The following is a 17,043-nucleotide window of genomic DNA, read 5'->3' as shown; positions in this document are numbered from 1 at the left end:
GTGATTAAGATATAATACATGAAGAGCGTACTCAAAAATATAAAAGGAGATAGAATGATCTGGGCAGTTGCTGCATTGTTGGCAATCTTCTCTTTTCTTCCTGTGTATAGCGCCAGTAGTAATTTGGCCTACCTTTATGGAGATGGGGATACGTTTGGTTTTTTAATAAAGCACTTTGCACATTTGGCTTTAGGTTTTGGGATTATGTATTGGATACATAAAATACCATACCATTATTTCAAAGGATTGTCTCTTATAATGCTTCCAGTTATTGTAGTGTTATTATTGCTTACCATGGCACAAAACACGACAATTGAAGGGGCAAACGCTAGTCGATGGATACGATTGCCTTTTGTAGGAGTTACTTTTCAAACCTCTACATTGTCTGCAGTTGTATTAATGACATTTGTGGCTAGATATTTAACAAAAATTAAAGATAAAAGGGTTGCGTTTAAGGAAACATTGGTGCCCTTATGGTTGCCTGTTTTTATTATATTAATGTTGATTCTGCCAGCTAATTTTTCTACGACAGCAATACTTTTTGTAATGGTAATCGTATTGGTTTTTTTGGGTGGGTATCCCTTAAAACATATTATGGTAATCCTAGGAACAGGAGCGGTGGTTTTGGCATTTTTTGTCCTTTTTGCTAAAGCTTTTCCTGGTGTGTTTCCAAATAGGGTTGATACTTGGGTTAGTCGTGTAGAAAATTTTGTAGATAACACAGATACCGAAGAAGATTACCAAATTGAGAGAGCAAAAATAGCAATTGCTCGCGGTGAACTGATGGGTAAAGGTCCAGGTAAAAGTGTACAACGTAATTTTTTACCTCAATCTTCTTCAGACTTTATTTACGCAATTATTGTTGAAGAGTGGGGGCTTTTAGGCGGGCTATTTTTAATGTTGTTATACGCTCTTTTGCTATTTAGAATTGTTATCGTAGCTCATAAAAGTGCCGATGTGTTCGGTAAGTTATTAGTAATTGGGGTTGGGCTTCCAATTGTATTTCAGGCATTTATTAATATGGCTGTAGCTGTAGAGTTATTTCCCGTTACAGGACAGACCTTACCGTTAATTAGTAGTGGAGGTTCATCTATTTGGATGACGTGTCTGGCGATTGGTATTGTTTTGAGTGTAAGCTCAAATCGAGAAGAAATTTTGGATAAACAAAGCGAACGGTATGAGGATTCAAATAAAAAGAATGCTCTTGAAATTTTAAGCGAAGCGGTATGAGGATAGCACCTAAAATTATATTATCTGGAGGAGGAACGGGAGGTCATATCTACCCAGCTATTGCTATTGCAAATGAAATAAGACATCGATATCCTAATGCCGAAATACTTTTTGTCGGCGCAAAAGACAGAATGGAAATGCAGAAGGTACCGAGTGCAGGGTATACTATAAAGGGATTATGGATTAGCGGAGTTCAACGGAAATTGACTTGGAGTAATCTTATATTTCCTTTGAAGCTGATAAGCAGTCTTTTAACGTCAAGAAAAATTATCAAAACCTTTAAACCTAACATAGCTATTGGTACTGGCGGATTTGCAAGCGGTCCTTTGTTAAGAATGGCTGTAAACGCCAATGTTCCTACCTTGTTACAAGAACAAAACTCATATCCAGGGATCACAAATAAATGGTTAGCAAAAAGTGCGCATAGTATTTGTGTTGCTTATTCTGGATTAGAACGTTTTTTTCCAGAAAATAAAATCAAACTAACCGGTAATCCTGTGCGTCAGGATCTTTTGGATCTAAGTGGTAAACGAGAGAAAGGAAGCAGTAAGTACGGACTTTCTTCAAATAAAACAACATTATTAGTTTTGGGTGGGAGTCTGGGGGCTCGACGCATCAATCAGTTGATAGTCTCAAACCTAAAGTTTTTTGCAGATAAAAACATTCAAATCATATGGCAGTGCGGTAAACTTTATTTTGAAGAGTATAAAAAGTATACCAACAATCAAGATGTGCAGGTACATCAATTTATCGACACCATGGATTTAGCATACGCAAGTGCAGATATTATATTATCTAGAGCTGGTGCAGGATCTGTGTCTGAGCTATGTCTTGTAGGTAAACCAGTAATTTTTATTCCTTCGCCAAATGTTGCCGAAGATCATCAAACCAAAAATGCCCAAGCAATTGTAGATCAAGATGGAGCATTATTGGTTAAAGAAAAAGATTTGGATACAACTTTTCAAAATACATTCAAGAAACTTTTGGAAGATTCATCTTTACAGAAACGGTTAGGGGAAACAATTCAAAAATTAGCATTACCAAATGCAACACAAGAAATTGTTAATGAGATTGAGAGTATATTAAAAATAAAGCGACAGTAAACGGAATATGAATACTACATTGGATCATATAAAAAATGTATATTTTATCGGTATCGGTGGTATCGGGATGAGTGCATTGGCTAGATATTTTAAATTTAGTGATAAAAATGTAGCAGGTTATGATAAGACACCTACAAAGCTAACATCAGAGTTACAGGCTATAGGTATTGAAATACATTTTGATGATAATGTTGATTATATACCACAAACTTTTCAAAATAGTAACGATACTTTAATTGTTTATACACCAGCAGTTCCAAAAGATCATCTGCAACTTACTTATTTTAAAAAGCAGGGTTACATAGTTAAAAAACGTGCAGAAGTTTTAGGAATTATAACACAAGATACTTACACCTTAGCCGTGGCTGGTACTCATGGTAAAACTACAACTACGGCTATTTTAGCACATCTTTTGAAAGCTAGTGGCATTAAAGTAACTGCATTTTTAGGTGGAATAAGTGAAAACTATAATTCTAATTTGATTTTGGAAGGCACCGATGTCGTTGTGGTTGAAGCAGATGAGTTTGATCGTTCTTTTATGCAACTTTACCCAGATATAGTGGCGATTACCTCTATGGATGCAGATCATTTGGATATTTATGAACAAGCTGATCAGCTAGAACAGTCATTTATAGAATTTTCAGATAGAGCCAAAGACCATCTTCTAGTAGCATCTGGTTTACCATTAAATGGCTTAACCTTTGGTTTAAGAGATGCTTCAGATTATAGTGCACAAAAAATCCGGATTGATAATGGAACCTATATTTTTGATCTCAAAACACCCAAGCAATATATTAAAAATGTAGCGCTGACTTTGCCAGGGGATCATAATTTGTTAAATGCAATTGTAGCTTTTGCGATGGCATTGTTGTTTGGTGTATCCATTGAAAATTTGGTAAAAGCACTCTCAACATTTAAAGGTGTGCAGCGCAGGTTTACCTATCAGATTAAAACAGATAACAAAGTCTTTATAGATGATTATGCACACCACCCAACCGAGATTAACGCACTTAATCAAGCGATTAGACAAATGCACCCAAATAAAAAGGTGTTAGGTGTTTTTCAACCGCATTTATATAGTAGAACAAGAGATTTTGCAGCCGCTTTTGCAGAGAGCTTAAGCTTGTTTGATGAGTTGTTGTTATTAGATATTTATCCTGCAAGAGAAACTTCAATTCCTGGAATTACTTCTAGTTGGTTGTTGAATATGATCTCTTGTGAAAAGAAAAAAGTAATAGAAAAGAAAGATTTAATTATAGAGATTAAAAAATCTGATGCTCATGTTATTGTAACTATTGGAGCAGGAGATATTGGAGCCGAAGTTGAACCTATCAAAAATGCACTACTCGTATGAAAGGAATGATATATTATTTGAGGTCCATAGGGTTGCTAGTAGTGATAATCTTGTTATTTGCATTTACAAAGAATCGAAATGAGGCTAGGACAATTGATAAAGTCCGCATAGAATTTATCGAAGAACAAAATCCTTATATCAGTGAAAATACAGTTAATAAATTGTTGATACAAAATTCTGATGGAGTGACGAACGTGGGCAAAGAAACTTTAGTTTTGAACTTAGTGGAAAAAGAATTAGATGCACACAAAATGATAGAGAATTCAGATGTGTATCTTACTGTAAACGGAGAACTTAAGGTTAAAATAAAGCAACGCACCCCAATTGCTAGGGTTAATGCGGTTACACCTTTTTATGTAGATGCTACAGGAAAGATGATGCCGCTATCAAATAACCATGCTGCTCATGTGCCTATGGTATATAATGTTTCGCAACGGGAAGTAAATGAAATTTACCCTTTACTAACCAAAATACAAGAGGATGAATTTTTAAAAAAACATGTAGTAAGTATAAATAGAAATAAAGAGGGAGCTTATGAAATGGGCTTACGCGTTTACACATTTACTGTAGTATTAGGAAAAATAGAATCTTTAAATAGTAAAATTGATAATTTCAAAGCGTTTTATCAAAAAGCTTTAAAAGATAAAAGCTTAAGTGCTTATAAAAAAGTGAGCCTTCAGTTCAGTAATCAAGTGGTGTGTACAAAAAAATGATACCAATGAAAGGAGAAGAAAAGGAAATAGCTGTAGGTCTAGATATAGGAACAACCAAGATTGTTGCTATGGCTGGTCGGTACAATGAATACGGTAAAATGGAGGTATTGGGTGTAGGTAAATCCAAAAGTTTGGGAGTACACCGAGGTGTAGTAAATAATATAACACAAACAATACAATCGATTCAACAAGCGGTACAAGAGGCAGAAAGTGTTTCAGGAGTTAAAATAGAAAAGGTGACCGTAGGGATTGCAGGTCAACATATTCGCAGTCTACAACACAGTGATTATATAACGAGGTCCAATGCCGATGCTGTTATTGATGAGAATGATATCGATATGTTATGCAATCAAGTTCATAAATTGGTGATGCTACCAGGTGAAGAGATTTTGCATGTACTGCCTCAAGAATATAAGGTGGATGGTCAAGCCGAAATTAAAGAACCAGTAGGCATGTATGGAGGTCGGTTAGAAGCAAATTTTCATGTAGTAGTTGGTCAAGTAACCTCGATACGCAATATTGGGCGTTGCGTCAAAAGTTCTGGTTTAGAATTATCCGATGTGACATTAGAGCCATTGGCATCTGCAAACGCAGTGCTAAGTCAAGAAGAAAAAGAAGCAGGTGTTGCATTGATTGATATAGGTGGTGGTACTACAGATTTAGCCATTTTTAAAGATGGTATTATTCGTCATACTGCAGTCATTCCTTTTGGGGGAAATGTTATTACAGAAGATATTAAGGAAGGATGTTCTATAATAGAGAAACAAGCAGAGCTACTTAAAATTAAGTTTGGATCTGCATGGCCAGGTGAAAATAAAGAGAATGAAATTGTCTCAATTCCTGGGCTTAGAGGCAGAGAACCAAAGGAAATAACTTTAAAAAATTTATCTAAAATCATTCATGCAAGAGTTGTAGAAATTATCGAGCAAGTATTTTTAGAAATTAAAAATTATGGACACGAGTCACCTAAGAAAAAATTAATAGCTGGTATTGTACTTACAGGAGGAGGTGCGCAGTTAAAGCATTTAAAGCAACTGGTCGAATATATAACAGGTATGGATACTAGAATAGGATATCCAAACGAACATCTTGCTGGGGATAGCGATTCTGAAACTACAAGCCCCATGTATGCCACCGCAGTTGGTTTAGTAATGGATAGTTTAACGCATCTCAAAAAACAGCGAGCTATAGATGCCAGAGCATCAACACGGCAAGAAACTGTACAAACTGAAACAGAACAAACTATAGCGCCAGAGCATCATGATGATGCCGTTGTTAAAGAAACTATTACCAAGCCACGCCGAAATATATTAGAAAAGTGGACTGAAAAATTTAAAGAGTTTTTGGATAACGCAGAATAAGTATCCTTAGCTTGAAAGGAAAAAAATAAAGAAGAAAAGGAAAAAAAGTAAGAGAACCATAAAATTAGCAATTATGAGTAGTAATGAAGAGTTTGAAAATATTTCGTTTGATTTACCTAAAAATCAATCCAATGTTATCAAAGTGATAGGTGTTGGAGGAGGCGGTAGCAATGCTATCAATCATATGTTTCAACAGGGTATTAAGGGAGTAGATTTTGTAATTTGTAATACAGATTCGCAAGCGTTGGACAATAGTCCGATACCTAATAAAATACAATTAGGCGTTTCACTAACCGAAGGGTTAGGTGCCGGAGCGAATCCAGAAGTTGGAGAAAAAGCTGCAGTAGAGAGCTACGAAGAGATAAAAAGAATGTTGGATACCAATACCAAGATGATTTTTATAACAGCAGGTATGGGAGGCGGTACAGGTACAGGTGCTGCACCCATAATAGCAAAAATGGCTAGAGAGTTGGATATTCTAACTGTCGGAATCGTAACCATACCCTTCCAGTTTGAAGGTAGAATGCGTAACGAACAGGCACAGTTAGGGGTCGAAAAATTGCGTTCTCAAGTAGATTCTCTTGTAGTGATTAATAATAATAAATTACGAGAAGTATACGGAAATCTTGGCTTTAAAGCTGGATTCTCAAAAGCAGACGAAGTTTTGGCAACAGCCTCTAGAGGTATTGCCGAGGTAATTACACATCACTATACTCAAAACATAGATTTACGTGATGCCAAAACAGTACTTAGTAATAGTGGTACGGCAATTATGGGCTCTGCTAATGCCTCTGGTGCCAAACGTGCTCATGATGCTATTGTTAAGGCATTGGATTCACCATTGTTAAATGATAACAAAATAACGGGTGCCAAAAATGTTTTGTTATTAATTGTTTCTGGAAAAGAAGAAATAACTATAGATGAGATAGGAGAAATTAATGATCATATACAACAAGAGGCAGGACATGGAGCCAACATAATTATGGGTGTTGGAGAAGACGAATCTCTAGAAGATGCAATATCTGTTACAGTAATTGCAACTGGATTTAATGTAGAACAACAAGATGAAATAGTTAATACAGAAACTAAAAAAATTATCCATACGTTGGACGATGAGCAGCGTGCATTAACGCAAAGTCTTACGCCTAAATCTACAAGTAGTACTACACCTTTATTTAGAGAACTTCCTAAAAAAGAAGAAGTAAAACCTGATCCTATTATTAAACATACTTTGTTAGATGATGAACAGCTTGAGCAACCAATAAAGAATACATCATTTATTCCTACTACAGAGTTTCTGAAAAATATTGATGTAGAATATGAGGTAGTAAAACCTTTTTCAAAAGATGAAGATTTTGTAATTATCAATGCACAGGACATTATTAATCAGATAGAGGTAAAGGACGCAGAAGATGTTAGAGAAGAACTAATTACAGAAAAAGCAAAAGAAGATCAGTTTACTTTGGCATTTGATATGCCAGTCCAGCAGGAGGAAAAACAGGTTGATGAGCCAAAAGAAACAGTTCAAATCGACAGTAAGAAACATGTTGAGGATGAAAAACCCATAATTTTTGATCTCACCGATGATATTTTAAACGTAGATGTTAAAGATCCCATAGAAGTTGTGCCTACGACAGAATCTATAAATGATGAAGTTCGTAAATACAGTTTAGAGGATTATATGGAAGAAGAAAAACGTTTGTCTGAAGCTAAACCGGTAGTTCAAACTTTAGAAGAAGAGGAAGAAATTATTCTTGAAAAGAAAATTGTAGAACCTAAAGTTACAGAAGAAACTACTCCCGAGGTGGTCGACCCTATTGATCAACCTATTTCTGAGACATTAAGAGCGCGTGCAGCAGAGCGACGCGCAAAAATGAAAGAATTTAATTATAAATTTAGAAATAGTTCAAATATCGAGGAAATAGAAAAAGAACCAGCGTATAAAAGAGCGGGAATAGATGTAGCCTCACGATCAGATGGTTCAGGACTATCAAGAACAAGTCTTGGAACCGATGAGAATGATGAGATACAGTTGCGTAGAAATAATTCATTTCTGCATGATAATGTAGACTAATTTAGCTTTTATAAAAAAATACAGATAACCGATATTCTATCTAGAGAATATCGGTTTATTTTTTATCTTCGCAGTCCATTAATAACTTGATTAAAAGTAATCACTATCACCATGAGTTTAGAGCAAAAAGTAATGACGGCAATGAAAGAGGCTATGAAAGCAAAAGATTCTAATGCATTAACCTCATTACGAGCGATTAAATCAGCTATTTTACTTGCAAAGACAGAAACTGGGTCTGCCAAGGAAACTTTGACGGATGAGGAAGAACTAAAATTACTTCAAAAATTGGTAAAACAACGTAAGGATAGTGCAGCTATTTTTACTGAACAGAAGAGAAGTGATCTGGCAGAACCAGAGTTGGCTCAAGCCGAAGTAATTTCTCAATTTTTACCCGAGCAGTTAAGCGAAGCTGAAATAGAAAAGGTAGTTGCTGATATAATTGCAAAAACTGGTGCAGAAGGTATGAAAGATATGGGGAAAGTAATGGGACAAGCAAATGCAAAACTTACGGGTAAGGCTGACGGAAAAACAATTTCTACAATTGTGAAAGCAAAATTATCGTAATTAAATTGGCCGCGTGGCGCAACTGAATAGCGCATCAGATTTCGGCTCTGAGGGTTGGGGGTTTGAATCCCTCCGCGGTCACATCAATTACAAAACCTGCAATTTTTTTGCAGGTTTTTGTTATTTGGATGATACTGTCAAATTTATTATAGGTATATAATTTACTTAACGCTGTTTTAAGTAATATTGATTTAATTATAACAAATAATATAAATTAGCTATTCAGTTTATCGGTTAATGTATAAGTATCCTGTTTTTGATTTTCTTGTCCCGTTATTATTTGAATATTCTAATACATAATAATAAGTCCCTACGGGTAAATTTCTTCTTTTGCTAATGGTTGAACGACCGCTACTTGCTCCTTTAAACAGTTCTGAGTTTGGTTGTTCATAATTATTTTGTTCAAAAACAATCACTCCCCATCTATTAAAAATTTTTAAATTATTATTAGGAAAATTATCTAATCCAACAATTCTAAACTCATCGTTTTTACCATCACCATTTGGAGAGATTCCTTTATAAATAATTAGTTCATCACCTCCAAAGTCTATTATAGTAATTGTTTTATCCTCAAAATCACCATCTTGATCCAAATCAATATTGGTATCAACGTTGGGATCATCTGATAAGTCTGATACTATAGTGCCAGATGGCCCTTGTCCGATAGCTGTAGCTTGATTAATTATTTGTTTTTGAACAATATCTTGCTGCTTCAGTACATATATTGCCGTAAATTCATCTTCGTTTGATTCTCCAACCTTTAGATCAATAGGACCTCCAGATACTAGAATGTTTGGAAGCGGATCGGTTAATGTAATATTTATGATATCTACAGTGCCCGTGTTTTCTATTCTAAAAGTGTACTTTATTTGATCTCCTGCATTTACTATTCCGTTATTATTGGAGTCTTCATAGGTGCCTACTTTTGTAACTGCAAGATTCAGTGTTTGTTCAATTAGTGTTATTGTTTTGTCATTAGTAGGGTCTCCATCATTATCTTCATCCACAGCCTCATCTCCATTATCCGAAACATCCATCACACTATTTCCTCTGGGATCGAATCCAATAACCATGGCACTATTTTCAACGTTACCAAGATTAATATCTTCTTGAGTAATAGCATAGGTTGCTATGGCGGTTGCAATTTCTTCTGGTTCTAATGTAGATGGAGTAGCATCTAAAGCTATGCTTTCTGTCAATGGGTCATCGATGGTAATATTGTTAATAGTAACATTTCCAGTATTAACAATTTCAAATGTATAAGTAATTATATCACCAACCATAGTCCCATTGAGTTCACTTGTTTTAACAAGACGAAGGCTTGGTTCTGGTATTATAGTAAAATTTGTAGTATCATTCGTTGTGTTTCCATCTGCATCATCTCCATCATCACTAGTATCACTAACAGCAGTGTTTTGAGGAGAAGTTGCTGCTACCAATACGCTGTTGCTTACTCCTCCTGCATCGACAGCTTCTTGTGTTAACGTATATCTAGCCAGGTAGGTAGCTGTTTCTCCAACTAAAAGAGTTCCTTCTGTACTACCCAGAGTTGCGAAATCAAAGGTAGGTGGTATATCTAAGTTTAATGATTGTCCGTTAGCATCAACAAAAGTATCTGTTATAGCAATGGCGGTAAGTGTTACATTACCAGTATTGGTAATTGTAATAGTATAGTTTATGACATCATTAATACCATCGCTACCATCTCCATTATCTACGATTACTTGTGTTTTTGTAGCTTCTATATTTGGAGCTTCGGTTATAGTAAAATCTGTAGTATCATTTGTTGTGTTTCCATCTGCATCATCTCCATCATCACTAGTATCACTAACAGCAGTGTTTTGAGGAGAAGTTGCTGCTACCAATACGCTGTTGCTTACTCCTCCTGCATCGACAGCTTCTTGTGTTAACGTATATCTAGCCAGGTAGGTAGCTGTTTCTCCAACTAAAAGAGTTCCTTCTGTACTGCCCAGAGTTGCGGAATCAAAGGTAGGTGGTATATCTAAGTTTAGTGATTGTCCGTTAGCATCAACAAAAGTATCTGTTATAGCAATAGAGGTAAGTGTTACATTGCCAGTATTGGTAATTGTAATAGTATAGTTTATGACATCATTAATACCATCGCTACCATCTCCATTATCTACGATTCCTTGTGTTTTTGTAGCTTCTATATTTGGAGCTTCGGTTATAGTAAAATCTGTAGTATCATTCGTTGTGTTTCCATCTGCATCATCTCCATCATCACTAGTATCACTAACAGCAGTGTTTTGAGGAGAAGTTGCTGCTACCAATACGCTGTTGCTCACTCCTCCTGCATCGACAGCTTCTTGTGTTAACGTATATCTAGCCAGGTAGGTAGCTGTTTCTCCAACTAAAAGAGTTCCTTCTGTACTGCCCAGAGTTGCGGAATCAAAGGTAGGTGGTATATCTAAGTTTAGTGATTGTCCGTTAGCATCAACAAAAGTATCTGTTATAGCAATAGAGGTAAGTGTTACATTGCCAGTATTGGTAATTGTAATAGTATAGTTTATGACATCATTAATACCATCGCTACCATCTCCATTATCTACCATTCCTTGTGTTTTTGTAGCTTCTATACTTGGAGCTTCGGTTATAGTAAAATCTGTAGTATCATTCGTTGTGTTTCCATCTGCATCATCTCCATCATCACTAGTATCATTCACAGCAGTGTTTTGAGGAGAAGTTGCTGCTACCAATACGCTGTTGCTCACTCCTCCTGCATCGACAGCTTCTTGTGTTAACGTATATCTAGCCAGGTAGGTAGCTGTTTCTCCAACTAAAAGAGTTCCTTCTGTACTGCCCAGAGTTGCGGAATCAAAGGTAGGTGGTGTATCTAAGTTTAGTGATTGTCCGTTAGCATCAACAAAAGTATCTGTTATAGCAATGGCGGTAAGTGTTACATTGCCAGTATTGGTAATTGTAATAGTATAGTTTATGACATCATTAATACCATCGCTACCATCTCCATTATCTACGATTACTTGTGTTTTTGTAGCTTCTATACTTGGAGCTTCGGTTATAGTAAAATCTGTAGTATCATTTGTTGTGTTTCCATCTGCATCATCTCCATCATCACTAGTATCATTCACAGCAGTGTTTTGAGGAGAAGTTGCTGCTACCAATACGCTGTTGCTCACTCCTCCTGCATCGACAGCTTCTTGTGTTAACGTATATCTAGCCAGGTAGGTAGCTGTTTCTCCAACTAAAAGAGTTCCTTCTGTACTGCCCAGAGTTGCGGAATCAAAGGTAGGTGGTATATCTAAGTTTAGTGATTGTCCGTTAGCATCAACAAAAGTATCTGTTATAGCAATAGAGGTAAGTGTTACATTGCCAGTATTGGTAATTGTAATAGTATAGTTTATGACATCATTAATACCATCGCTACCATCTCCATTATCTACGATTCCTTGTGTTTTTGTAGCTTCTATATTTGGAGCTTCGGTTATAGTAAAATCTGTAGTATCATTTGTTGTGTTTCCATCTGCATCATCTCCATCATCACTAGTATCACTAACAGCAGTGTTTTGAGGAGAAGTTGCTGCTACCAATACGCTGTTGCTCACTCCTCCTGCATCGACAGCTTCTTGTGTTAACGTATATCTAGCCAGGTAGGTAGCTGTTTCTCCAACTAAAAGAGTTCCTTCTGTACTGCCCAGAGTTGCGGAATCAAAGGTAGGTGGTATATCTAAGTTTAGTGATTGTCCGTTAGCATCAACAAAAGTATCTGTTATAGCAATGGCGGTAAGTGTTACATTGCCAGTATTGGTAATTGTAATAGTATAGTTTATGACATCATTAATACCATCGCTACCATCTCCATTATCTACGATTACTTGTGTTTTTGTAGCTTCTATACTTGGAGCTTCGGTTATAGTAAAATCTGTAGTATCATTTGTTGTGTTTCCATCTGCATCATCTCCATCATCACTAGTATCATTCACAGCAGTGTTTTGAGGAGAAGTTGCTGCTACCAATACGCTGTTGCTCACTCCTCCTGCATCGACAGCTTCTTGTGTTAACGTATATCTAGCCAGGTAGGTAGCTGTTTCTCCAACTAAAAGAGTTCCTTCTGTACTGCCCAGAGTTGCGGAATCAAAGGTAGGTGGTGTATCTAAGTTTAATGATTGTCCGTTAGCATCAACAAAAGTATCTGTTATAGCAATGGCGGTAAGTGTTACATTGCCAGTATTGGTAATTGTAATAGTATAGTTTATGACATCATTGATACCATCGCTACCATCTCCATTATCTACGATTACTTGTGTTTTTGTAGCTTCTATACTTGGGGCTTCGGTTATAGTAAAATCTGTAGTATCATTCGTTGTGTTTCCATCTGCATCATCTCCATCATCACTAGTATCACTAACAGCAGTGTTTTGAGGAGAAGTTGCTGCTACCAGTACGCTGTTGCTCACTCCTCCTGCATCGACAGCTTCTTGTGTTAACGTATATCTAGCCAGGTAGGTAGCTGTTTCTCCAACTAAAAGAGTTCCTTCTGTACTGCCCAGAGTTGCGGAATCAAAGGTAGGTGGTATATCTAAGTTTAGTGATTGTCCGTTAGCATCAACAAAAGTATCTGTTATAGCAATGGAGGTAAGTGTTACATTGCCAGTATTGGTAATTATAATAGTATAGTTTATGACATCATTAATACCATCGCTACCATCTCCATTATCTACGATTACTTGTGTTTTTGTAGCTTCTATATTTGGAGCTTCGGTTATAACACTAATAATTTCCTGAACAGAAGGGTCAATTAATGAGCCTGTTCTAGGATTACCTGTCGCCGTAGCAGTATTAAGAATATCAGTTTGATTATCAATATCTTCTTGCGTTATACGATATGAGGATTCGAATATAGCTACCTGATTTGGAGCTAATTCGTCAACAATTGCATCACCTCCAATATCTGACCCCGTAGTGCTTTGTAAAGTAATTGGGCTTAGTGTACCAGTTCCTAAATGTAAATCCTCTAGGGTTACATTATCAAACGTCACATTTCCGTTATTGGTTAGTTGATAAGTATAGGTGATATTTTGATTAAATACTACATCTGTATCCTCATCTGCTACTTTTGTTAAAAATAACGAGGGAGAAGACCCTAAATTTGTAACTGTTGGATCATCTATAGTATTGTTTGGGTTATCTGGATCATCCGATAAATCTGTAACACTACCTCCGGCAGGATCTTGTCCTCCAGCTGTTGCGGTATTTACAACTTGCCCCGTGTCTAAATCCTCTTGGGTTATGGAGTGAGTAACGAGATATGTTGCTGTATCTCCTGGATCCATGCTGTCTACAGTCATATCACCTCCCGCATCTGTTCCAGTAGTACCTAGTAAAATAATAGTATCGGCATTTGGATCGACAACATTTATATTTGTAATAGTAACAGTTCCTACACTTTCTATAACGATGGTATAGCGTATGGTTTCATCAATTGTATCGTAGGATCCATCAGCGGGTGCTTCATCTACTTTAGTAACACTTAATTGTCCAAACTGGGGTATTGTAACTACAGTAGCATCCTCTGGTGTTATCGTTGTGGGATCATCGGATGTATCTGTGATTAATGTTCCTTCAACCACCTCGGTTCCAGAAACCGTTGCAGTATTCGTGGCACTCCCATTATTAAAATCATCTACTACCAAGGTGTGTTGCGCTGTAAAAATTGCAGATGAACCAGCTGGTAAGTTTGTGATATTGGTGGGAGAGATAGATCCAGCATCTGCAAAAGAATCTGTAATTGAAACATTAGTTAAACTCACATTACCTGTATTGAACACTGTTAATTCGTATTGAATAACTTCTCCTATAGTATCATATAATCCATCTTGTGCGGGTTGGGCAATTTTTTCTAAAACTAAAGCACCTTTTTGATCAATAGGAGTAATGGTTGGGTCGTCGATATTGGTTGTAGTATCATCTGGGTCGTCTGAGATATCCGAGATTATAAACCCATTTGATAACTCAGCAAATACGGTAGCAGAGTTAATAACTTGATCTGCTTCAATATCATCTTGTGTAATTGTGTGCGTTGCAGTAAAGGTTGCAGAGGCTCCAACAGGAAGATTTGAAACTGTTGATGGTGTAAGACTACCAACATCAATATTTGAATCTGAAATGGTAATATTATTTAATGGAACTTCTCCAGTATTGTTAACTACAAAATTATAAACAATTTGTTCTCCTACAGTATCATAACTACCATCAATAGGTGCTTGATCCTGTTTGGTGATCGTAACGTCGCTATTGGTAATCGTAACATCTTCGGTAAAATCATCTGGAAGAGTATTAGCTTCAATTTCATTTTGCGTATTACTGATAATATTTGTAACTGTGGTTGTTGCGTCTATTTCATTTACAGAGGCTGTAACCTGCAATGAATGCAATTCTCCACTAAACATGGATCCTATAGTCCAATTAGGAGCTACCCAAGTGCCAAAACTAGGAGTGCCACTGACAAAGGAAAGTTCTGCCGGGAGTACATCATTAATGACCAAGTTGCTAACAGGATTGACACCTAAATGTTCAACCGTTATAGTAAAAATTACATTGTCTCCCTCTAATGCATTTGAGTTATCAACAGTTTTTTTAATAACGATTTCTGGATCACAATTATAAACGGAAAGAATAGCAGAATCATATGTGCAGCTTCCCTTGGTAACTCTAACAAAAAAATCACCAGGCTCTGTTGGAGTATAAGTACTTGTTGTAGCGCCCACAATTTGAGCTCCGTTTTGGAACCATTGATACGCATCAAAACTATTTGATATTTCAAAAACATCTGAACCAGGAAGACAACCTCCGCCCGATACATCCAGCGCAACTACAGGAACCGAATCAAACCCTGAAAAATAACCAGCGATTCCAGCATTGCTGTTAACACCAAGAAATCCAACAGCTATCGGACCTGTTGATTGTACAGAAACATCTCCAGAAAGTCCTGACACAAAAAATGTTTTCCAATCTGGTGACCCTATAACTGGAATAGAGGTAGGCTTATTTACAATACCCGTATCATCTGTAACAACGATGTTTTCATCAGGGGTTGTAGTAGACGCTATAATGGTAATTCCGCCGTCAAATTCCAGATTATCGACATCTCTAATATTTGAAATACTTTCGAGGTTATCGGGTAATAAGCAGTTAACAGGTGCTATAAAATTTAATCCAATAGTTTGAATACCAGTCGAGCCAGCGAGGCATTGATATGCGTAAGTTTCTTTTGAAGTATTTACATACATATTTGCTCCCGCCGAACCGCCAGAATAGTTGCTCCCTGGGATTTCAAAATATTCGCCTGTGTTTATAGTTGCTATCGGGGTGGTTGCACCATTAACAAAAATTTCTGTTCCGTTTTGAGTACCAATAATTATGGGAAATTCGGTTTCATTTGTCCCATTACCTCTTACAAATACATATTCGCGTCCTAATACATTTTCTGGAACGGGTTGGTCAATAGCTGCATCCCTACTTTGGGAACCAATACGAACGCCAGTATTTAAACCTCCGTTACTAATAGCTATATTTTTATTAGACTTAATTGAGGCTCCTAGCCAACCATCAATATTGGCCGAGGTTTCACCTTTTCTTGCTTCGAGTACAAAAGTTTGCCCTGCATTTAAGACAATTTGGATAGAATCATCAATGAGACCATCAGGATCTCCAGCTAAGCGAAATTCACAGGCTGGATCATACCCAAAAATATTGACGGTTGTTCCATCTTCAGTAGCCATAATACCCAAAGTTGATGTCAAGTTAGCATTATTAGCTCTATTTGGAATTCCTCCCCATTTAAACGAAGTACCTAAGGCTTGTACTCCCTTAGAGGTTAATGAGGTAGCTTGAGCCCCCGATCTTCCTCTATAATTGACATAAAAATTTTCTCCTCCAGGAGCTTCGAACCTCAAACCACTGTTAGATAACACTACTCCTGTGTTCGCATTTGTAACCAAAGTAATATTGTTGTCTCCGTTGGCAATGTCATATTGTATTGGAGTAGTGCTAGATAGATTAACTAGCGTAGCGATTGGAGAGGGGTTTGTCCCCCTATATACCAATACATCAAAAGGTGATGTCTCTGGAGTAGAAAGATAAAAAGCCTGTTGACGAATTGCTTGATTGTTTGTAACCTGTTTTAAAGGAGGTAAATAATGTTGATTACTTAATTGGGAAAACGAAAAATTTATTGAAAATAAAATGATAAAAAAAAATAAGAGTATTTTTTTCATAGTATAGGGTAATAGACAGTTTTAAGGATACCCAATATAAAAATCAAAAAATAAAACAAACTTATAGTATAGTAATAACGTGCAGTCGTTACATGAGAAGTGAATTTTTCATAATTTAAATTGGTTAGGTAAATATAGTTAAAAAAATTAATTCTTTAGTACTGAAAAACCGTAGAATTGAGACTTAAAGAAAAGGTGAACTTTTTTGTAAAAAAAGGAAGTCGGATAAATTGTCATAGGTAGCATTTGTTAACTATCTATTTTTTGTACTATCAAAATAAGTTTTATGATTGAACCTAAAGATTAAAATATATAGTGACTGTTAGTGATAAGTTTTATCAAAGTGATTTTATGATTACGTATTACGCACGTATCGTAAGTACCAGTTG

8 protein-coding genes and 1 tRNA gene are annotated in these 17,043 nt (G+C 36.4%); 8 read left to right on the top strand and 1 reads right to left on the bottom strand.

Going from position 1 to position 17,043, the window contains the following annotated elements; translation table 11 throughout:
* Window positions 1-18 precede the first annotated feature (18 nt).
* The 8 genes from ACE939_RS10405 to ACE939_RS10370 all read left to right on the top strand — a co-directional run bounded on the left by ACE939_RS10405 (window position 19) and on the right by ACE939_RS10370 (window position 8,480).
* Window positions 19-1,230 carry an FtsW/RodA/SpoVE family cell cycle protein gene (locus tag ACE939_RS10405; RefSeq protein ID WP_378185509.1) on the top strand — a complete coding sequence of 404 codons (1,212 nt, stop codon included), beginning with the start codon at window positions 19-21 and terminating at the stop codon, window positions 1,228-1,230.
* Window positions 1,227-2,333, top strand: coding sequence for an undecaprenyldiphospho-muramoylpentapeptide beta-N-acetylglucosaminyltransferase (gene murG / locus ACE939_RS10400; protein ID WP_378185507.1), 1,107 nt, complete (start codon window positions 1,227-1,229; stop codon window positions 2,331-2,333). Before ACE939_RS10405 ends, murG begins: the two co-directional genes overlap by 4 nt.
* A gap of 7 nt (window positions 2,334-2,340) precedes the next feature.
* The gene (gene murC, locus ACE939_RS10395; protein ID WP_378185506.1) at window positions 2,341-3,687 is read left to right on the top strand and encodes a UDP-N-acetylmuramate--L-alanine ligase; all 1,347 of its coding nucleotides are present in this window, start codon (window positions 2,341-2,343) and stop codon (window positions 3,685-3,687) included.
* Entirely contained in the window at window positions 3,684-4,400 is a 717-nt protein-coding gene (locus tag ACE939_RS10390) for a cell division protein FtsQ/DivIB (RefSeq protein WP_378185505.1), read from the top strand. The genes murC and ACE939_RS10390 overlap by 4 nt, the downstream gene beginning before the upstream one ends.
* Window positions 4,401-4,405: 5 nt before the next feature.
* The gene (gene ftsA / locus ACE939_RS10385; protein ID WP_378185504.1) at window positions 4,406-5,761 is read left to right on the top strand and encodes a cell division protein FtsA; all 1,356 of its coding nucleotides are present in this window, start codon (window positions 4,406-4,408) and stop codon (window positions 5,759-5,761) included.
* Between the two features lie 73 nt (window positions 5,762-5,834).
* Entirely contained in the window at window positions 5,835-7,835 is a 2,001-nt protein-coding gene (gene ftsZ, locus ACE939_RS10380; protein ID WP_378185503.1) for a cell division protein FtsZ, read from the top strand.
* Between the two features lie 111 nt (window positions 7,836-7,946).
* The gene (locus ACE939_RS10375; RefSeq protein ID WP_378185502.1) at window positions 7,947-8,399 is read left to right on the top strand and encodes a GatB/YqeY domain-containing protein; all 453 of its coding nucleotides are present in this window, start codon (window positions 7,947-7,949) and stop codon (window positions 8,397-8,399) included.
* Window positions 8,400-8,406: 7 nt separating this feature from the next.
* A tRNA-Arg gene (locus tag ACE939_RS10370) sits at window positions 8,407-8,480 on the top strand.
* 146 nt (window positions 8,481-8,626) lie between these two features.
* Here ACE939_RS10370 and ACE939_RS10365 read toward each other — a convergent pair.
* Window positions 8,627-16,654 carry a gliding motility-associated C-terminal domain-containing protein gene (locus ACE939_RS10365; RefSeq protein WP_378185501.1) on the bottom strand — a complete coding sequence of 2,676 codons (8,028 nt, stop codon included), beginning with the start codon at window positions 16,652-16,654 and terminating at the stop codon, window positions 8,627-8,629.
* Between the last annotated feature and the right edge of the window lie 389 nt (window positions 16,655-17,043).

It is taken from the genome of Aquimarina rhodophyticola (genome assembly GCF_042434915.1).
Lineage (GTDB): Bacteria > Bacteroidota > Bacteroidia > Flavobacteriales > Flavobacteriaceae > Aquimarina.
This window is presented reverse-complemented; position numbering and strand designations above follow the sequence as displayed.